General features: G+C 34.9%; 15 protein-coding genes. 11 read left to right on the forward strand and 4 right to left on the reverse strand.

All coding sequences use genetic code 11. The annotated features are described in order from the left end of the window. The first annotated feature begins 46 nt into the window (after window positions 1-46). The 7 genes from AC5YGG_RS19940 (at window position 47) to polA (ending at window position 9,449) form a co-directional block, all read left to right on the forward strand. A complete protein-coding gene (locus tag AC5YGG_RS19940; RefSeq protein ID WP_496146184.1) occupies window positions 47-2,164 on the forward strand; it encodes a type VI secretion system Vgr family protein in 2,118 nt (705 codons plus the stop codon). Beyond that, window positions 2,164-3,246 carry a LysM peptidoglycan-binding domain-containing protein gene (locus tag AC5YGG_RS19945; protein ID WP_496146185.1) on the forward strand — a complete coding sequence of 361 codons (1,083 nt, stop codon included), beginning with the start codon at window positions 2,164-2,166 and terminating at the stop codon, window positions 3,244-3,246. The genes AC5YGG_RS19940 and AC5YGG_RS19945 overlap by 1 nt, the downstream gene beginning before the upstream one ends. Before the next feature lie 59 nt (window positions 3,247-3,305). Next, entirely contained in the window at window positions 3,306-3,863 is a 558-nt protein-coding gene (locus AC5YGG_RS19950; protein ID WP_496146186.1) for a hypothetical protein, read from the forward strand. A gap of 4 nt (window positions 3,864-3,867) precedes the next feature. Then, window positions 3,868-5,208: a hypothetical protein gene (locus AC5YGG_RS19955; protein ID WP_496146187.1), complete on the forward strand. Its 1,341-nt coding sequence runs from the start codon at window positions 3,868-3,870 to the stop codon at window positions 5,206-5,208. Window positions 5,209-5,589: 381 nt separating this feature from the next. Then, complete coding sequence (gene tssD, locus AC5YGG_RS19960) at window positions 5,590-6,003, forward strand: type VI secretion system tube protein TssD (RefSeq protein WP_496146188.1); 414 nt, start codon at window positions 5,590-5,592, stop codon at window positions 6,001-6,003. Window positions 6,004-6,098: 95 nt separating this feature from the next. Then, entirely contained in the window at window positions 6,099-6,533 is a 435-nt protein-coding gene (locus AC5YGG_RS19965) for a hypothetical protein (RefSeq protein ID WP_496146189.1), read from the forward strand. A gap of 81 nt (window positions 6,534-6,614) precedes the next feature. Then, window positions 6,615-9,449: a DNA polymerase I gene (polA, locus tag AC5YGG_RS19970; protein ID WP_496146190.1), complete on the forward strand. Its 2,835-nt coding sequence runs from the start codon at window positions 6,615-6,617 to the stop codon at window positions 9,447-9,449. An 82-nt stretch (window positions 9,450-9,531) separates the two neighbouring features. Here polA and AC5YGG_RS19975 read toward each other — a convergent pair whose 3' ends face one another. Together AC5YGG_RS19975 and AC5YGG_RS19980 are read right to left on the reverse strand one after the other, a co-directional pair. Continuing rightward, a complete protein-coding gene (locus tag AC5YGG_RS19975) occupies window positions 9,532-9,924 on the reverse strand; it encodes a hypothetical protein (protein ID WP_496146191.1) in 393 nt (130 codons plus the stop codon). A gap of 211 nt (window positions 9,925-10,135) precedes the next feature. Beyond that, window positions 10,136-10,534: an immunity 22 family protein gene (locus AC5YGG_RS19980; protein ID WP_496146192.1), complete on the reverse strand. Its 399-nt coding sequence runs from the start codon at window positions 10,532-10,534 to the stop codon at window positions 10,136-10,138. 150 nt (window positions 10,535-10,684) lie between these two features. Here AC5YGG_RS19980 and AC5YGG_RS19985 point away from each other — a divergent pair, with 150 nt between their 5' ends. Then, complete coding sequence (locus tag AC5YGG_RS19985; protein ID WP_496146193.1) at window positions 10,685-11,332, forward strand: MgtC/SapB family protein; 648 nt, start codon at window positions 10,685-10,687, stop codon at window positions 11,330-11,332. Between the two features lie 38 nt (window positions 11,333-11,370). Here AC5YGG_RS19985 and AC5YGG_RS19990 read toward each other — a convergent pair whose 3' ends face one another. Next, entirely contained in the window at window positions 11,371-11,838 is a 468-nt protein-coding gene (locus AC5YGG_RS19990) for a copper resistance protein NlpE (protein WP_496146194.1), read from the reverse strand. Between the two features lie 387 nt (window positions 11,839-12,225). Here AC5YGG_RS19990 and AC5YGG_RS19995 point away from each other — a divergent pair, with 387 nt between their 5' ends. From AC5YGG_RS19995 to AC5YGG_RS20005, 3 genes are all read left to right on the forward strand, one after another. Continuing rightward, window positions 12,226-14,364 carry a S46 family peptidase gene (locus AC5YGG_RS19995; RefSeq protein WP_496146195.1) on the forward strand — a complete coding sequence of 713 codons (2,139 nt, stop codon included), beginning with the start codon at window positions 12,226-12,228 and terminating at the stop codon, window positions 14,362-14,364. A 68-nt stretch (window positions 14,365-14,432) separates the two neighbouring features. After that, window positions 14,433-15,434 (forward strand): polysaccharide deacetylase family protein, encoded by a 1,002-nt coding sequence (locus AC5YGG_RS20000; protein WP_496146196.1) that lies wholly within the window; start codon window positions 14,433-14,435, stop codon window positions 15,432-15,434. Next, window positions 15,431-16,516: a GNAT family N-acetyltransferase gene (locus tag AC5YGG_RS20005; protein ID WP_496146197.1), complete on the forward strand. Its 1,086-nt coding sequence runs from the start codon at window positions 15,431-15,433 to the stop codon at window positions 16,514-16,516. The genes AC5YGG_RS20000 and AC5YGG_RS20005 overlap by 4 nt, the downstream gene beginning before the upstream one ends. A 46-nt stretch (window positions 16,517-16,562) precedes the next feature. On the opposite strand, the gene AC5YGG_RS20010 is transcribed toward AC5YGG_RS20005, so the two are convergent. Beyond that, window positions 16,563-19,430: a M16 family metallopeptidase gene (locus AC5YGG_RS20010; protein WP_496146198.1), complete on the reverse strand. Its 2,868-nt coding sequence runs from the start codon at window positions 19,428-19,430 to the stop codon at window positions 16,563-16,565. Window positions 19,431-19,992: the final 562 nt, after the last annotated feature.

The raw sequence follows: 19,992 nt of genomic DNA on the forward strand, positions 1-19,992 counted from the left end.
TACGATCAGCATTGTATTTACTATTTAATTTAAAACATATAGCGCTATGTTTCAGGATAATAAAACCACTAAGGTAGAAAATAAAAAGAGTGATATAAAGGTAATAAAAGAAAATGCCGTTAAAAATGCTGAGGAAAAAGTAACAAAAGCCGGACAACAGGTTATAAGTTCTGCACAGGGAGCCAATCTGTTTATGAACCAAACTCAGGTTCCCAACAACCCTTCCATAATCGGAGATAAAGTGTGGGCAAAGCAGCCAACCTCAAAAATACATAATGCCGAAGCCATTCCGGAAAGTTTTATTGCAGGAATTAACCGTGTGGTAAAGCTGGATGTGGTCATTGAAGGGCAGATTATTAAGCATTTTAAACATTTTAAACTGACCCAAAGTGCTGCTAAGCATCATGAATTCAGTCTTACATTAGCCCATGATACTTTAGGAAAAGCTGAAAACCATAACTTGGAAGAAGCGCAAAATTTCCTTGGAAAACGTATTACCGTTGTTTTCAAATATAAAGATATTGAACAAGGAGCAGAACGTAATTTCGTGGGAGTGGTTACAGAAGTAGGATTCAGCCAGGAGAAAGGAAGTCTTGGGAATATAGTTCTTAAAGGGTATAGCCCGACTGTACTTTTAGATGCAGCACCGCATATTCAAAGTTTTGGGGGAAGCCAGCCTGTAAGCCTGAACAGTATTGCAGATCATGTGATCAGAGAAGGTTTGGGACAAAACAAATTCGATTTCAGAATTGACGCACAGCACGGAAATGTTTCCTACAGCTCACAATACGAAGAAACCCATTATAATTATCTTGCAAGAATTGCAGAAGCCTATGGCGAGCAGTTTTATTATGACGGGGAAGTTCTGCATTTCGGGAAACTTCCGCCTCAGGAAAAACCTGTGAAACTTACCTATGGAAGTAGCGTAAGTGATATCGCTATTAAAATGAAAGCTCAGCATGTAAGCCCTAGCTTTTATGGTTATAATAGCAGTAAAAATGAAAAACTGATTACCGGGAATTCAAAAATTAACCATACTTCAGATATTGCAAGAAGAGCTTACGAAATATCAGAAAAAACTTTTACAACACCCTCTTTAAGAGTGGCACCCATAAAAGCATCATCTTTCATGGATATTGATGCTTCTCAGAAAGGAACGGCTGGTAGTAAGGCATCAGAGGTTTTTATTACTTCAGGAACAACAACAGTACCCTTTCTTTATCCCGGATGTACCGCAGATATTGAAATGCGTAAATCTGCAAGTAATGAAACGTCCTATTTTACCAAGCTGATGATTATAGAAGTTACCCATGAAGTGGATGCCAGAGGATATTATGACGGAAAATTTGAAGCTATTGCTGCAGATACAGGATTTCTTCCACGCTCTGAATTTGAAACCCCTAGAGCAGAAGCGCAATTTGCAAAGGTAATTTCAAATACAGATCCTCAAAACCAGGGTAGGGTTCAGGTGCAATTCGACTGGCAAAACGGTCCGGACTTCACAGAATTTATCCGCGTTATGTCTCCTGATGCGGGAAGCAGCGATAAAGTGAACAAAAACAGAGGCTTCATGTCTATTCCGGAAGTAGGAGATCAGGTTATTATCAATTTTGTACATCAGCATCCGGATCGCCCGTTTGTAATGGGTGGGATGTTCCATGGCGGTATTGGTGGCGGCGGCGGAACCGGTAATAATATTAAAAGTTTATCTAGTAAAAGCGGAAATATTATTTGCCTGAATGATGGAGCAGGAATTGAGATTAAAGATAAAAATGGAAATCATGTCACTTTAAGCGGAACCGGAAACCTTAAAACAGAGGTAAGTAATAATAGTGAAGAATTTATTGGAAATAATCTTACCATAAACGTTGCAAAAAATACAACAATAGATGTAGGGAAAGGAAATTCCAAAATTACCATGGATAATGCCGGCAAAGTAAACATTACAAGTACTAAAGAAATAAAATTTGAAACGGGAAGTAGTTCCGTGACAATGGATGAAAGTGGTAACATTACGATTAAGGGAATCAATATCACGATAGAAGGAACCACTACTAAAATTATAGGAAGTACTCTTACTGAATTAGGAAAGACCGGAGCAGTTCCCGGCGTTAAAATAGATGAAAATGTAACAATAAAAGGAGAACAGGTTGATATTAATTAATGATGGAGTTTACAAAATATAAAGTACAACAGGGAGATACGTTACAAACAATAGCAGAAAAGGAAAAAATAAGTGTTAAGGATCTGATAAATTTCCATAATGCCCATAGCCTTATTACTCAATCTATTACAGGAGATTATTTACCCATCCATCTTGAGTACGTATTTCTCCCCCTACAATCTGTACGGGAAGCAGAAGAGAAAAAAAGACAGGAATCTAAAGAATTTGAAAGAAAATCAAGATACAGATGTGAGCAGGTAAATACCTCCAAAATCAACGGGAATCTGGTTCATTTTTTACAGCAGAACTTTCAGTATGTTGTAAAAAGTCATTTCAGAAACAATAAATTTTTTGTTGGTCTTGAAGATCACCATTTTGACTTTAATCCTACATATCTGAATCCTTCTTTTGCATTTATTTCTAAAACAGAGTTTATCAAGAACCAGATCTTTTTTAATATTTCTCAGGAAAATGGAAGACTAGAGCAGATCAACAATAAAAAGGAGATCAATGAAAAGTGGCAGGAATTTAAAAAGAATGAGTTTTACAAGGATGAGTTTATCATACAGCTTATGAAAACCAATGAACATGCTGTGAATGAACTGCTTGCCATGGGTGATCGTCAGTTTGCTGTAGATTATGAATTAATGGAAGAGGAATACCGAAGAAACCTTTTGTATTTTACTCTCTTTGATAAAATTCTGGTACAAAATATTGAGAATATAAAAAATGAAGAGTTTAACTTTATGTCTACTCTTGTTCCTCCCATTATCATTCCTCTTGACTTCAGATATGATAAAATCTCTGAAGAGAATAATATAGTAAAGTTTAGGAAAGTAGGAACTGTCCGTTTGAATGATGAGCTTATTTCAGAGATCAAACAAAAGTATGATGAAATTCATAAACCAGGTATTAAGTATAATTTTACAGAATATAAACTGGAATTCAGGGTACGGGGAGAATGGAATACAGAGAAAAAGACTATTGAAAATGCAGATCTGTTTATCATAGAGCAAATTGCCGATAATATAGAAAATCATTGCGAATATCACTTAAAAAAACTGCACAATTATACATCTTAAATGATCAATAAGAAATTTAAGGATATATAATATGATTCGTGAATATCAAAGTAATAAGAATGAATAAGAAATATAAAATTGTAGGTGTTGATCTAAAAACTGAACTGATCATTGGATTATCCATCATACCCTTTTTTCTGATATTTAGCGTATTGACGATCTGGTTCTACAATAATATTACAGGTATTGAATTTAGAAATATTCCCTTTTATATTATTCTTGGTGGAATGGTATTAGGAATATCAATAGGGCTTCTGTTTGCAAAAATATTAGGTAGAAATATGAATAGTGTATGGAATATAGAAGTACAACCAGAATTTTTACTGATTTCTTTTAAAGATAAAAAATGGATGTTTCAGTTTAATGAAATTTCAAAGTTTAAGATTTTTGGAAATCCAGGCTTTAAATATGTAAGCATATTTAAAAATAATGAAAGTGTAAGAATGAGAATTGGAAATAGTGGACTGACACCTTTTTCAAATCAGGACGATTTAAAGCAGTTAGAGGATTTTATTAAAGAAATACAACCGTATTTTGAAAAGAATTACTCAAAAAAAGATGGAACTGTAAAGCAATCACCTCCTGGAACGGTAAAATTAACCTATCTAAAAAAGTAAAGTTATGAGCTCATATCTTCCGGATAAGACCTATGTAGTCTGTACAAATCAACTAGGAATAGAATACAAACAATTGACTTTGTCTGAAGACCGTAGTGCAAAAACAGTTCAATTGGGAAGTCAACGCAGAGTCTTTCTTGTAGTACTAGATAAAAATATTACTGAGGATTTCACATGTAAAAGTGGATGGAGTAGTGGAGCTGGTACCGCTGCTGTAGGAGCCGGAGTAGTAACCGGATTAGTTGTAGCTGCTTCAGTAGCTACAGTTCCTGTGATAGGTTGGGTTGTTGGAGGCTTGATTGCAGTAGGCTGTTTAGCTTATGGGATCTGGCAGATGATGCAAAGCCCTACCTGCTCTCAGATGATAGGATATGAAGAAAGTAAATGGGTTCATTATCATCCCACAGTACGATTTGACAGTTCCAATGTCTCTTTAAAAGAAAAACATTTGGCTTTGGTAAAAAATTCTATGCTTAAATGTAAAGAACCAGGAGGTATGCTTCTGCCTTTTATAAGTGAATCAAGTGCTAAACAAGCTGCGGAAGCCATAGGATATAACAATCGTCGTGAGCTGACTACAAATGCAGCAGCAGGTTTTTTAACGGGCTTTTTAGCAGGAACCGGTTTGGGAGGAGCAGGAGCGGCTGCAGGAGCAGGATTTTTAGGAATGAGCGCCCCTACTTTAAGTGTATTATCTACTACAGGTGCTTTTTTAGGATGGACGGCAGCGGGACATTATATTATCAATCCATATATATTCAGCCCGGCAACAAGTTGGACTTCAGAGAATATAGCTCAATTAGAAGGAACCAGTAATTCTTATGGTACAATTAAAGGAGAAGTGAATTCAAAACCCGATGGGCAGCAATGGAGTTCAGTGCCAGATCCGGCAGCCAATAATGATACTTTACAGACACTCTACGGGGTGAGAAAAAATATGATTGAAAATGGTGCCAGCAAACAGCAGATTGCAGAAATCAATAATGCCATAGCTGAAGCACAGAAAGCCGGAACCTATAAAGTGAGTGAAGTACCTGCTGTTAAAACAGTATTTGAAAATATCAGGAGTGGAAAATACGGCGAATCAGCAAAAGATATTTTTACTAATAAAAGTGGTACAGGAACAGGAATGAACAGGCAGGGGAATTATGATAAAGCAGGAAATCTGAAACAGGAAAGTATACGGGCAAATAATAAGGAAAGCATTAAGAATATTAAAAATGCTACAGCATTGGTGGTTGCACCGTTTATATCATCCTATTTTGGCAATGAAGCTTTACGTTTAGGAGCTCAGATCTATGATCAGGATGCTTCAAATTCTATTAAAGTTATGTCTGAAAAATAGTAAAGTAGCTTTTAAGAGAAATTTATTGGCTTATTTTTTCTACTCTGGCTGAGCTAAAACAGTTGGATAATTGTTTTTCAGAAAGAATAGTTTTTAATTAATTTTTAAATCATAATAAGGTCGTTTGTGATAAATTATCTCTCTAAAATGAGATATAAGTTGTGATTTTTTATTAAATTTTAAAAATGGTTAAAATATTTATTAATAAGCAATTGCAGTATTTTTTAACTCTATTGTCGTAGAATTACGACATAAAATCGTAGAACTACTACAATTTTTCAGATTTCTTGTCAAAAGCTTTTTTTTCACTTCCCGGCACTCTATCTTTGTCATATAAATATTGAACAACAAAATATTATTAACGATTAAAATTTACAAATCATGGCAGAAAGAAATTCGAGAGGAATCTTAAAATTCAACAACGGAGAAGGACAAAAATTATTAAAGCTGAACTACAGCGTATCAAGATCTACAGACGTTTCAGGACGTGTAGCATCAGATCCTTCTAACGCATTAATCAAGATTACAGTAGAAGCTACTGAAAAATCTGACATCCTTGAAAGCTTACTAAACGGTAAATATAAGCCGACAGTAGGAGAAATTACATTCAACAAGTCTCACGAAGAAGGAACTTTGATCACTTTAAAGTGGAACAATGGATATGTAATCCAGCACGAAGTAGACTTCGATGCAGTAGATACTAACAGTATGCTAATCAGCTTCGTAGTAAGTGCAGAAACAATTGAATACGGTAATTCTGCATATGAAGGTCTTTGGCCATCAGACGGTCAATAAGCCGAACGAAACACTTAATAAAAAAATTAAAACAGAACAGTATGCTCTAAGAGCATGCTGTTTTGTTTATTACTATTATAATTTGAAATTCAATAATGAGACTTAAACAAATACTATCTGTTATTATCTTCAGCCTATCATTTATTTTCGCGAAGGCTCAAAACAATTCAACTTTATACAAAGGTACCGTTGATGGGAAAATGCCGGTAACCCTGTTCTTGCAGTCTGTAGAAAATGGCTGCGGAGGAGATCCTTTTTATAATGCAATGTATCGTTACGAAAAAGTAAGTAACTGGTTGGAACTTAATGTTACAGAAGGAGCAAAACAGCAGTTCGCAATGGTGGAACACGGCTTTACAGGCTTAATGATCCTTAAAAAAGAAGGAGATACCATGAACGGAATCTGGATCAGCCCTGATAACAAAAGACAGCTACCTGTACAATTGAAAAAAGTACCCATCAGCAAAAAAGATAGGGAAGGTTACGAAGAAAAAATGGAAAAAGTAAGCTACGAAAACCATGATTGTTAATCCGTACTTTACTCTCACAACCACTTCCTAAAACTAGCAATTTATCTTCCTATTTTCTTATATTTGTTCATTATAGATAATATGGACGCAACACAAGATAAAAGGCTGTTTCTCATCGATGCTTATGCGATGATTTTCAGAGGATATTACGCATTGATAAGGAATCCAAGGCTTACCAGTAAAGGACTGGATACTTCTGCCATCTTTGGTTTTACCAATTCATTGATCGAGTTGATCAGAAGAGAAAAACCGACTCACCTGGCTGTAGTTTTTGATGTAGGAAGGGCAAGCGTAAGAACTGATGATTTTGCAGATTATAAAGCAAACAGAAGCGAAACTCCCGAGGCAATCAAAATTGCTGTTCCATACATTCACAAGATTCTTGAAGCAATGCATATCCCGAATCTTGGAGTGGAAGGTTATGAAGCAGATGATGTCATTGGTACCATTGCCTGCAAAGCAGAAAAAGAAGGGTATACCACTTTCATGGTAACACCGGATAAAGACTTTGCACAGCTGGTTACTGATAAAATTAAGATTTATAAGCCAGGTTTAAAAGGCGGTGATATAGAGATTCTGGGTGTAGAAGAAGTAAAGGCAAAATATGAAATCGAGGACCCAAAACAGGTTATTGATTTTCTTGCCATGATGGGAGATGCTGTAGACAATATTCCCGGATTAGAAGGAGTAGGAGAAAAGACAGCAATGAAATTCCTGAAAGAATTCGGAAGCATTGAAAATTTATTGGCAAATACAGATAAGCTGAAAGGAAAACTTAAAGAAAAAGTTGAAGCTTCTGCAGAACGCGGAATTATGTCAAAAAAGCTGGCTACCATTATCTGTGATGCTCCTATAGAATTCCATCAGGAGCAATATGATCTTGAAACTCCTGATTTTGAAAAAGTAAGAGAAGTTTTCGAAGAAATAGAGTTCAGAAGGCTTTATGAAAATCTATACAGAGCATTTGCTCCGGCAGCTACAGAAACCGTAGTGGTAAGTGAGGTTGAGGTAAAACAAACTCCTGCTGGTACTGAGGTAAAAGGACAGGTAATGCAGTTAGATCTTTTTGCCAATTTTGAAGAACTGGATCAGGCAACTTCCACAAAATCTTCCATTGAACATAACGATCATCTTTATCAGTTCATTAATAACCCTAAAGCTCAGAAAAAATTAGTTGATAACTTACTGAAGCAAAAAGCAGTTTGTTTTGATACAGAAACCACATCATTAAATGAGCTGGCAGCAGAGTTGGTAGGAATGAGCTTTTCTTATAAAAAAGGACTTGCCTATTATATTCCATTATCTGAGGACAGAAATGAAGTTTTGCAGACGCTGGAAATCTTCAGACCATTTTTTGAAAAAGAAGATCTGCTGAAAATTGCTCACAACTTAAAATTCGATTATAAGATATTAAAGCAGTATGACATTACCGTAAAAGGCGCCATGTTTGATACGATGATTGCTCATTATCTGTTAAATCCAGACGGAAGACACGGGATGGATTATCTTTCAGAAGTATATCTTAATTATAAACCTGTTTCCATTGAAACCATCATCGGTAAGAAAGGTAAAAAACAAGGGAACTTTAGAGATGCAGACCTTAGAACGCAGACAGATTATGCAGCAGAAGATGCAGATGTAACATTCCAGCTATTCGAACTTTTTGCACCACAACTGAAAAAAGAAAACCTTGAAGAACTTTTCTATAATATAGAAATGCCTTTAATGGAAGTATTGGCTAAAATGGAACTCGCAGGTATTTCTCTGGATGAAAAATGGCTGGCACAGGAAAGTATTGATCTTGAGAATGATCTGAAACAACTGGAAGCTACTATTTTTGAACTTTCAGGAGAAGAATTCAATATGAATTCACCAAGACAGTTAGGTGAAATTCTTTTTGAAAAAATGCAGCTTGATCCCAAAGCTAAAAAAACAAAGACAGGGCAATACGCAACCTCAGAAGATGTTCTTCAGAAATTAGCTTCGAAGCATGAGATCATTAAACATATTCTGGAGTACAGAACGTACCAGAAATTAAAATCAACCTATGTAGATGCGTTGCCATCACAGATTGATAAACATGATGACAGGGTACATACCAATTTCTCACAAACCACAGCTGCTACAGGTCGTCTGGCAAGTGTGAATCCTAATCTTCAGAATATTCCGATCCGAACAGTGAGAGGACAACAAATTCGTGGAGCCTTTGTTTCAGGAGAAGGTAAAAAGATCATTTCAGCCGATTACTCGCAGATTGAACTTCGCCTTATTGCTGAGATTTCAGGAGAAGATAATATGATTAAAGCATTCCAGGACGGAGAAGACATTCATGCATCCACGGCTGCAAAACTGTTTAAAATTCCTTTGGAGGAAGTTTCCAAGACCCAAAGAAGTCAGGCAAAAACAGTAAACTTCGGAATTATTTACGGACAGGGAGCTTTTGCATTAGCAGAACAGACAGGATTATCCCGTACAGAAGCCAAGCAGATGATTGAAGCTTACTTTGAAACCTATCCGAAATTAAAAGAATACATGGCTGAGCAGGTAAATAAAGCGCGTCAGACAGGGTATGTAGAAACTATTTTAGGCAGAAAACGTCACTTAAAAGATATTAATTCTAATAACTTTGTGGTAAGAGGTCACGCTGAGAGAAATGCTGTAAACGCTCCGGTTCAGGGAAGTGCTGCAGATATCGTAAAAATTGCGATGATCAAAATAGACAGAGAGCTGGAAGAACAGAATTTAAAAACAAAAATGCTTCTTCAGGTACATGACGAATTGGTATTTGAATCTCCTGCTGATGAAATTGAAGCCGCTTCAAAACTGATTAAAACAGAAATGGAAAATGCTTTGAAAACACAGGTTCCGTTATTAGTGGAAATCGGTGTTGGAGACAATTGGCTGGAAGCACATTAATTACAATTTACCATTAAATGATATAACAAACTTCTGCTCATTGGGCGGAAGTTTTGTTTTTATTCAACCGTGAAAAATTAAATTAATTTTTTGTAGATACAAATCTGTCTTTTATTTCTTTAAAATGTAAAAGAAAAACACATCCACATCCAAGAATAATAACAGGAAAAAAGGATTGTGATAAGGTAGTATACATTTCAGCTTTAAAATCATACGTACTCCATGATGATTCCCTGTCTACAAAAACAGAATAATTCCAGAATATCCAAATACTCATCAATAATAAAAGCTCAGTAATATATTTAATAAAAACCTTTTGAGAAGAATTGAATAAAGCAAATACAGCAGACAGAAAAATTCCCGTAAGAAAGGACATAAAAACAGCATCATCAAGAAAACTACAGCTCATACAACTGCTTGATATCTGATCAGCCAATATCCCCATTGCCCAATACATCTGTAATATTGTAATCACGAAAATAATGGCGATACTAATAGAAAACCTTTTTAAAAAAGAGAGAATCCGGCGTTCCCGGGTAGAGTTTTGACCTTTCAAAATATCTTGATTATGATGGTGATTGTTTTCTTTATTTTTTTTCGGAAAAAGTAAGAATTCCACAGATAAAAATAATGGATATCCGTTATTGAGATATCCATTATTTCGAATATATTATAATTTCTATATATTATACATCGAACTCAATCTCACCAAGATAATATAATTTGTTTTCTTCTCCATCCACAGAAACAGGATTAGGAATAACGAATCTGCTGGCAAAAATAATAGCGTTTACGGGAGTATCCAGACTTAGGTCATTAAGCTTTTTCTCAAGAATAGGGAGCCATTGATCTGCATAAGAATATTCTGCAAATTTATCATAAAGTCCTAATCGCTCATCTTCAAAACCATACTCAATAAAATCATCATCAAACCATTTGATATTTTGAGACTCTGCGAATTTTGAAACATATTGATCTTCAGATTCCTCCTCCAGATAATAATCTTCATTCTCTTCTACAAAAGCGTAAAATTCTTCTTCATTATTAAAATATCCCAACCAGAAGTGTGAAATTTCCTTGTCCATAATCTATTTTTTGTTGTCTTAATTTTAAAAATGTAATATTACAAAAGTTTTCTGTGAAATCCACTTTGAAGCCACATGAAAGTCGGAATATCAAAAGTAGTTCCGTAAGTTTTTTTATCGTAATTTTATTCTAAGGTTAAAATTTTTAAAATGGAATTTCTTCAGGACCATTATACGGTCAAAAACGAACTCTTACTCATCTTTATTTCTGTCATTCTTGGATTGTTCATTGGTGCTGAACGTGAGTATCGCAATAAATCTGCAGGATTAAGAACTTTTATTCTGGTTTGTTTTGGCGCCTGTCTGTTTACGATTCTTTCCATTAAAATTGGAGTGCAGAATCCTGATCGTCTCGCAGCTAATATTATAACAGGAATTGGTTTTTTGGGAGCAGGAGTCATATTTAAAGGTGAAAATAAAATTGAAGGAATTACCACGGCTACCACTATTTGGGCTACCGCTTCCATAGGAATGGCGGTGGGGTCAGGCTACGTATATTTTTCATTGTTGGGAACAGCATTGGTGCTAATCATTCTGAGTGCCCTAACTTATCTTCAATCCTTTATTGATAATTATAATAAAGTAAGGGAGTATAAAATAGCTTTGTCAGAACCTGAAGATTTACAATATTGTGAAAACTTTTTTAAAGAACACCATTTAAAATATATGATGCTCAAGCAGCAATATACTAAAGGGAATTTAGCCGTTACATGGAGACTGGTAGGAAAAAGCAGTAATCATGAAGCAGTCATACAGTATATGATGAAAGATAGTAGGATTATATCGTATCAATTTTAGTACAAAGCAAAAAAAATAAAGGCAGAAGCCTTTATTTTTTATTTTTTCTTGAAAACATAAAGATCCTTGTTTGGACCGTCAATTTCATTTCCTTCCATATCCCGTTGGATTAATGAATTCTCACCGACTTTATATTTATAGCTTGCTGCTTTTCCTTTTAAAGTAATAATACTTCCCGTAGTATCCCAGCTAAAAGTACCTGTATCACTGTTTTTTGAATTTCTGTCAAGATATTCCTCCGTAATACTGAAGGTCATATCATTATTCAATGTTAGAGTGGTTTTTATTCCAGGACAGTCTGCACAAGGGACGATGGCTTCATAAGTGCCGTTCCAGTCTAACGAATTTTCGGAAGTGTCACCGGCAGCGGATGGAGTAGCCTTAACAATGCTGTCAGAAGGAGTAGATTGTACAGCTGTAGCAGAAGTTTCAACAGAATCTTTTTTAGAACAGGAAGCAAGGAATAAAGCTGCTCCAATTCCCAGAACGAATATATTCTTTTTCATCGTAAAATTAATTAAAAATGTTTTTTTATTAAACTTACTTGTTCTAAACAAAAATCGAGCCATTAAAAGGTAAAAATAGCTGATTTTGTAATATAATTCAATACTTATTGATTTATCAGTCATGTTTATTAACTTTTTAAACGTATAGATATTTATCCTTTATTTGTGAAATAAATTTACTGTTGAAATATTTACAATGTATGATGAATAGTCAATTTATTTTTGTCTGCTATTTTTTATAAATAATAGAATCTACTCTTTATTTGTGAAATAAAATTCATTATTAAGTTTAATCTATTGTTATAAAAACTATCATTATCAACTTTTACAGCCCTTTTATGGGGACCGTTCTTATTTTTCTTCGTAAATTCGGGCAAAATTTTGATTATGACAAAAAAGATACTTTTATCCGTATTTCTTTTGCCGGCTGCAATGGCATTTGCACAACAATATGGAGGAATGTGGATTCCTACAGAACTGAATGAAAAGGAAATGAAGGACCTGGGAATGAAAATTTCTGCAAAAGATATTTTTAACCCCCAGAAACCGAGCATAAAGGATGCTGTGGTACAGTTTAACGGCGGATGTACTGCAGAAATTATTTCTCCTAAAGGATTACTTTTGACCAATCATCACTGTGGATATGGTCAGATCCAGGCACATTCTACGGTTCAGAACGATCTTCTTTCAAACGGATTCTGGGCTAAAAACATGAATGGTGAACTTCCTAATCCGGGAGTAAAAGTAGACTTTATTGTTGATATTAAAGAAGTTACTTACCAGATCCTGGAAGGCACAGATAAACTTACTGAGCCTGAGTACACTAAAAAGATCAACAACAATATCGAGGTCTATAAGAATTCTCAAAAAACAGAATCTTATCAGTCTATCATGGTGAAGCCTATGTATTATGGAAATAAATACTATGCTTACACTATTGAAACATATAAAGATATCCGTCTTGTAGGAGCACCTCCTCAAAGCATTGGAAAATTCGGTAGTGATACAGATAACTGGGTTTGGCCTAGACATACGGGAGACTTCTCAATGTTCAGAATCTATGCAGACAAAAACAATAAGCCTGCAGAATATTCAAAAGACAACGTACCTTACGTACCAAAACATTACTTACCCGTTTCTATAAAGGATAAAAACGAAAACGATTTTACTTTTGTATTCGGATTCCCTGGAAGAACTACAGAATACCTTCCGGCAGTAGCAGTAGAGAAGATCATGAAAGATATTGATCCTGCAAGAATTGCTGTTCGTGATGTAGCTTTAAAGACATTAGACGAAAAGATGCGTGCAGATAACGAAACACGTATTAAGTACGCTTCGAAATACGCTTCAGTAGCTAATTACTGGAAAAAATGGATCGGTGAAGTAGAAGGATTGAAAAAATCTAATGCTGTTGAGAAAAAAGTAATGTATGAAGGTTCTTTAGTTGCTAAAAATCCGGAGATTAAGACAACGTTAGACCAATTGAACAAACTTTATAACGATCAGGCTCCTTACGCTTTAAACAATGCTTATTACACAGAAGTAATAAGAAATGCTGAGACATTGAAGCTTGCAGGAGATTATAATGATTTCATCACTGCTGTAGAAGCAGGAAGAATGGATGAAAAAGAACTTGCGAAGTTTAAAACAAAAGTAACCTCTTTCTACAAGGATTACAGTGCAGAACTTGATGCTAAAGTAACAGCGAAATTATTGGCATTATACGTTAATAAAACCGCTCCACAGTTTTTACCGGCAGGTTTCAGTAAATATAAAGATGAAAATGCAAACATTCCCGTAGTGGAAGATATGTCTAAAAACTCTATCATTACAGGAAGAACAGCTGTAAACGGTGGAACTTTAACAACAGATATTGAAAAAGCATTTTCTAATCAGGATAAATTAATCAAGACGTTAAAGAAAGATCCTATCTATCAGTTGTATATTTCTATGAAAGAAACTTATACAAAGACCGCTGATCCTCAATATACCTCTCTTCAGGCAAAAATTGATGCCTTACAGAAGAAGTTCATGGCTCAGCAGATGGAAACTGATAAAGACAGAAAATTCTTCCCGGATGCAAACTCAACACTTCGTGTAACGTACGGTAAAGTTAAAGGATCCGCTCCAAGAGATGCTGTATCTTACGGATATCAGACCCACCTTGCAGGAGTAATGGAAAAATATGTGCCTGGAGACTATGAATTTGATGTTCCAAAGAAACTGATCGAGCTTTATAATAAGAAAGACTTCGGAATCTATAAAGATAAAACAGGTGATGTTCCTGTAGGATTTACAGCGACAAACCATACAACAGGAGGAAACTCAGGAAGCCCAGCTCTTGATGCTAACGGAAACTTAGTAGGTCTAAACTTCGACAGACAGTGGGAGGGAACGATGAGTGACATCAACTACGATCCGCGTTTCAGCAGAAACATCATGGTAGATACCAAATATATTCTTTTCATTATTGAGAAATTTGCAGATGCAAAATGGCTTGTTGATGAAATGAAGATCATTAAATAATTTTAAAAAGTTATACCTTTAAAGAATCTATTTGAATTTATTTCGAATAGATTCTTTTTATTTTTAGGATGAAGGATAAAATCATTAATCTCTTTACTGCTTTCGAATCTGATAATATCGGGAAATCATTTCCGCTGGATTATTGTTTGCCTGTTTATCATTGTGTTTGTGATCAGGATTTGCCCCATATAAAACATATTATTAAGTATAAAAATACAAGACAGTTTGAGCAAGACCTGGATTATATTTCAAGACATTTCAGGTTCGTAGATTGGGATGAATTTAAAGATTTTACTTCAGGGAATATAAAATCTGAAAAAAAGATTGCCTTACTTACATTTGATGATGGTTTCAGAGAATTTTATGATCTCGTTGCCCCTGTTTTGGAGCGTAAGGGAATTTATGCCTGTAATTTCATCAACCCTGCTTTTATAGATAATAAAGAGCTAATGTTCAGATGTAAATCTAGTCTTCTTATTGAAAAAATAACTAGATCAACAGTAATTGATCCCGAAGTATATCGTTTCTTATCACTTGAAAATAATACAGCAACGGAAATATTACAAAGGCATCTTTTGACCATTAACTATCAGAAAAAAGATATCCTTGATACACTTGCAGAAAAACTTGAAGTAGACTTTCAATCCTATTTGAAAGAATATAAACCCTATTTGAGTACTGATGAACTGAAAAAACTTACAGCAAAAGGTTTTGGAATATCTTCTCACAGCTGGGATCACCCGAAATACGGAGATTTGTCCCTTGAGCAGCAAATCGATACAACGAATAAAACATTGGCTTACTTAAAGGAAAATGGATTTTTATATGAAAGTTTTGCTTTTCCATTCACCGATTTTGGTGTTAAAAAGGACTTTTTTGATGAACTTTTTAAAAATGAAGAGATGTATTGCAGTTTTGGAGCAGCAGGAGTAAAGCTGGATAGTGAAAAGAAAAATTTTCAGAGAATTCCAATGGAAATGGGAGAGAGTGCAGAAAGGATTTTGAAAAAAGGAATAGCTTATTTCAGACTAAAAAAACTGATGAATAAAAACACTATTGTAAGAAAATGATGCAGCTGAAAACATTGAACAAAAAAGAGTTGAAAGACTTTATAACATCCGGTGATTATCAGCAGTATGATTTTCTTCCTATTACAGAACATCGTGCAATATCTCATATCAATAATCCCCAGGCTACAGAGGAGCAAACACTTCTGATTCTTGCTTTCTATGAAGGAAAACTTGCCGGATATATGGGATGTCTTCCCGATTATTTTTCCATTGAGGATAAAAATATCAGTTTTGCGTGGCTGAGTACATTGTATATAAGCGAAGAATTCAGAGGAAAAAAGATTGCAAAAGCCCTTTTGAAGCAAGCCTTGGAAGCATACGAAAATCGTGTGATCATGGCTGAGTTTACCAAAGAAGCTGAGGTTTTCTTTAATCATATGGGAAATGTTGAAAATGTTTTTCCCAAAAGTGGAAAACGTTACTATTTTAAAGTAGATTCATCGACATTTATTATCGGTAAAAATCCTTGGGCAAAGACTTTCAGTCCACTGTTACAGATGGGTGACACAATTGCTAACACGCTGATCGGATTAAAAAATATTATGGTCACAAAACCGGAGATCCGATTTGAAATCACACCTGATATTGATTCGGAGATCATTAGCTATCTCAATACTTTTCAAGGTAAGAGAAATGTAGACCAGATCAATTATTTTATTAATCATCCCTGGGTTCTGGAGGGACGAAGTAGAGATAATAAGTATTTCTTTTCAAGCTTCGCAGAATCTTTCAAATATATATGGGTTAAAATCTATGATGAAAATGATGATTTGGTGATCTGTTCATTATTGCTTTTGCGTGATGGGCATCTAAAAATTCCCTATATTTTTTCAAAAACACAGAACAATCTGAAGCCGATGATTCACTTTTTAAATCATTTTATCATTAAAAATAATGTAAAGATGATGACGAGCTATCATGAAGCTTTGAATCAACAGATCAGTGAATCCGGAATTTTTGCGGAAATTTATGAAAAAGACTTTAAGCGTGATTATCTTTTCCGTCATGAATTATTAAAAGAACTGCCAAAAGATTTTAATCCTGAATTTCAGGATGGAGACGGAGATTGTCTGATGACATAAGCGCAAAATATAAATAAAAAACCACTCAATTGAGTGGTTTTTGTTTTTAATGTCCGAAAATATCTTTAAGACTTACTTCTGTAAAAATTCCCATTTTACTTACAGCTTCCATATCCAGATTTTCTTTCTTACCGATAATGGCAGTATTGAAATCTACAGATTGAATATCTGTTTGGTAGAATTGTTTAATATCATCAAATTCTAATCCCTGAATCTGCTCATAAATATCTTTTCTGAAATCATGGTCTATATTCAGTTTCTTTAATCTTAAGGTATTAAAGAATATATTATTTCTGGTCACTCTGGTTGATGCAATCTGTTTTAATGCCGCATTTTTCGCATTTTCAAACTGAATAGGAACTTCAGGAAGCTCATTCATCAGTTGGTTCAACGTATCTACAGCGATCATCAATTTGTCCGGCTGAGTTCCGATATAGGTAACCACATAATCAGGATGTTCTATTTCCGCATTGGCAGAGTAAGAAACATAAGCAGAATATGCTAAACTTTTACTTTCACGAATCTCCTGGAAAACAATAGAAGACAAACCTCTTCCGAAATATTCGTTAAAAACATTGATTTTTCCAAAATTTGACGGATTAACAAGATTCCCTCTTCCGGCTTTACTCATTTCCATCTGAACCATGTCATAGTTTACAAAATAAACGTTTCCTCCCGTGGCTGGTTCAGGATATTTTTTAGGTTCAGGGATTTGAAGGGTTTCATTTTCAATATATTGACCAATATAACCTTTAAATCTTTCAAAATCCTTTCCGTAAAAAAAGACCTGATAAGGATAATTGAAAAGCTGTTTCATTCGGTCTGTGAATGCTTCCGCTTTACTGCTTTCAAGTTCTTCTTGGGAAATAACATCTGTAAAACGGGAAGTATTTCCAAGCTTGGCATAATTAACTAAAGCTGTCATAATGCGGCTTTTATCCTTCTTCATCGCCTGACGGTTTTCTAAAATAGTTCCTACAAACTGATGATAAATTTCCTGATCGGGTTGTACATTTTTCATCCAGTGCTGTAAAAGTGCAATTCCTTTTTCAATATTCTCTTCCAGTCCGCTCAAAGAAATCAGCAATTGATTATTTGTTGTTTTAAAATCATTGCTCACCCCAATTTTAAAGAATTCCTTTTTTAGATCTTCCGGAGAAAAATCTTCTGTCCCTAAATATTGTAAAAACTGTGTTGAAATTCCCAGATCTCTGTCATGATCACTTCCAAAAGGAAAAATAAAATGAACCTGAGCAATATCGTTGTATTTATTTTTTACAAAGCTTAATTTTTTATCTTTAATATGATCCGTTGCGATCTCTTTTTTATAATCAATAAATTCAGGTTTGATATCTTCCGTTTTTTCAGATAAAATTTCCTGTAAAAACTCTGATTGTGCCTCACGATTGATCTTCACAGGAGTAATCCCTGGATTTTCAACTCTTATCAATTTATCATTCACTCCTTTTTCTTTATTGACAACCACATAATTGTCTTTGAAGAAAGTATTGGCAAAACTGATCACCTCTTCTTTAGTGAAACTTGCATATTCGTTCATTTCATTCAGTTCCTGTTCCCAGGTTCTGCCTTTTATATAGATGTCATATAAAGTAGTGGCAAGTCCTTCAGCTGTTTCAAGCCCTTTCATTCTTTGAAGTTTGAAATCATTAATGATAGCAGGAAGCATCCAGTCTGGAAAATCTCCTTTTTTAATGAGCTCAATTTCATTTAACACCATTTTTACGGCATCTTTCAATGTTTGGGACTCTTTGGGAACGGCAACGATTGAAAAATATCCATATTGTTTCAATCCAACCGAGAATGCCTGTGCCCAAAGCATCTTTTGAGTTTGATTAATGTGAAGATCCAATAACCCGGCTTCGCCTCTGTTGCTAAGAATATTTACTACAATATCCGCAAGCATAGCTTCACGTGTACCGTAGCTATCCGTTCTCCAGGCTAGCTGAACCCGTGGAGTGGTGGGGCTTTTTACTGTTCTTTCAACAATTTCGGTTATTGGCTGCTCAATAATAGGTGTTTTTTTCGGAAGCTCTCTGTAAGGAATGGCTCCAAAATATTGATCTACCAATTGAATCGTTGCCTCAAAATCAAGATCACCCACCAATACCATTGCATAATTATTAGGAACATAATATTCATCAAAATACTTATGAATAGCTTTCATGGAAGGATTTTTCAGATGCTCCGGTTTTCCAAGAGTTGTCTGCTGTCCATTGGGGTGAGTAGGAAATAGGGCTGACATCAGTTCATAATTGACAAGTCTTGTGTCATTATCCTGTGCTCTGTTGAATTCCTCATATACAGATTCCAATTCCGTGTGAAAAAGGCGTAGAACAATTTCCGAGAATCTTTCCTTCTCAATCTTTAGCCATTTTTCCAGTTCATTATTAGGAATATTGTTTTTGTAAACTGTTTCATCGAACCATGTGTGAGCATTTGTTCCGCTGGCGCCTAGGGAAGAAATTGCTTTGTCATATTCATTGGAAATAGCATATTGGCTGGCTTCCTGAGAAATTTCATCGATCTTTTTATAGATTTCTTTTTTCTTCTCTGCATCTTGCTCAGCCTTATGTTCTTCATATAATGCTGAAATCTGATCAAGAAGTTCTTTTTCTTTTTCCCAATTTTGAGTTCCTAGCTTCGATGTTCCTTTGAACATCATGTGTTCCAGATAGTGAGCAAGCCCGGTATTGTCGGCAGGGTCATTATTACTTCCGGTTCTTACGGGAATAAATGTTTGAATTCTTGGAGCATCAAAGTTCTGGGCAAGGAAAACCTTTAAGCCATTCTTTAATGTATAGATTCTTACCTTATTTTCATCGTGGTTTACCGTAGTATATTCGTAGTGATTTATATCTGTGTGATTCGTTTCTTTATATTGTATGTCTGTCATATAGTAGGCTCATTTCATTCTTATAGATTCAGAATGTGATACAAATGTAAGCAATCGAAAAAATATGCTTTATGCTTTTCACCATTATTACATCTATTACTGTATTTGAACAGATGAATCGAACAAAAGGTAATAGGTAATAGGTAATAGGTTGTGCCACTTTTGAACTTGTCTTCATTATTACAATCTTTATCATCCCGTAGGGATCTCAACAAAGCTTTTTTATTTTCTATCTCTATATATTATATAAGGTAGAAGGGTAGCTATCCTATTTTATAATATAATCCAAGTTCTTCTACTTTCTAAATTTCCCTATTTCATTTAAATTCACAAGCCCACTCAAACAAATATTCTCCCTTGCCCCAGCTTTAGCCTAACCTTACTATTTATGTTTTTTGAGAATAAGACTTAAGAACGAGCAACCCGCAACTTAACACCCGCAACCAAGAACCAGCAACTAGGCAACAAGACCCCAACATTGCTCTATCATATCTATTTTCCCTATAAAACTCTTCCACGCTCTCCAATTCCCATCCTTCAAACAAATGTTTAAAATTTTTCT

It is taken from the genome of Chryseobacterium sp. CS2K3, assembly GCF_059515185.1.

What these genes read in the sequence shown, in the direction of transcription:
- AC5YGG_RS19940 (WP_496146184.1), top strand. Translation starts at nt 47, where the DNA reads ATGTTTCAGGATAATAAAACCACTAAGGTAGAAAATAAAAAGAGTGAT.
- AC5YGG_RS19945 (WP_496146185.1), top strand. Translation starts at nt 2,164, where the DNA reads ATGATGGAGTTTACAAAATATAAAGTACAACAGGGAGATACGTTACAA.
- AC5YGG_RS19950 (WP_496146186.1), top strand. Translation starts at nt 3,306, where the DNA reads ATGAATAAGAAATATAAAATTGTAGGTGTTGATCTAAAAACTGAACTG.
- AC5YGG_RS19955 (WP_496146187.1), top strand. Translation starts at nt 3,868, where the DNA reads ATGAGCTCATATCTTCCGGATAAGACCTATGTAGTCTGTACAAATCAA.
- tssD (WP_496146188.1), top strand. Translation starts at nt 5,590, where the DNA reads ATGGCAGAAAGAAATTCGAGAGGAATCTTAAAATTCAACAACGGAGAA.
- AC5YGG_RS19965 (WP_496146189.1), top strand. Translation starts at nt 6,099, where the DNA reads ATGAGACTTAAACAAATACTATCTGTTATTATCTTCAGCCTATCATTT.
- polA (WP_496146190.1), top strand. Translation starts at nt 6,615, where the DNA reads ATGGACGCAACACAAGATAAAAGGCTGTTTCTCATCGATGCTTATGCG.
- AC5YGG_RS19980 (WP_496146192.1), bottom strand. Translation starts at nt 10,534, where the DNA reads ATGGACAAGGAAATTTCACACTTCTGGTTGGGATATTTTAATAATGAA.
- AC5YGG_RS19985 (WP_496146193.1), top strand. Translation starts at nt 10,685, where the DNA reads ATGGAATTTCTTCAGGACCATTATACGGTCAAAAACGAACTCTTACTC.
- AC5YGG_RS19990 (WP_496146194.1), bottom strand. Translation starts at nt 11,838, where the DNA reads ATGAAAAAGAATATATTCGTTCTGGGAATTGGAGCAGCTTTATTCCTT.
- AC5YGG_RS19995 (WP_496146195.1), top strand. Translation starts at nt 12,226, where the DNA reads ATGACAAAAAAGATACTTTTATCCGTATTTCTTTTGCCGGCTGCAATG.
- AC5YGG_RS20000 (WP_496146196.1), top strand. Translation starts at nt 14,433, where the DNA reads ATGAAGGATAAAATCATTAATCTCTTTACTGCTTTCGAATCTGATAAT.
- AC5YGG_RS20005 (WP_496146197.1), top strand. Translation starts at nt 15,431, where the DNA reads ATGATGCAGCTGAAAACATTGAACAAAAAAGAGTTGAAAGACTTTATA.
- AC5YGG_RS20010 (WP_496146198.1), bottom strand. Translation starts at nt 19,430, where the DNA reads ATGACAGACATACAATATAAAGAAACGAATCACACAGATATAAATCAC.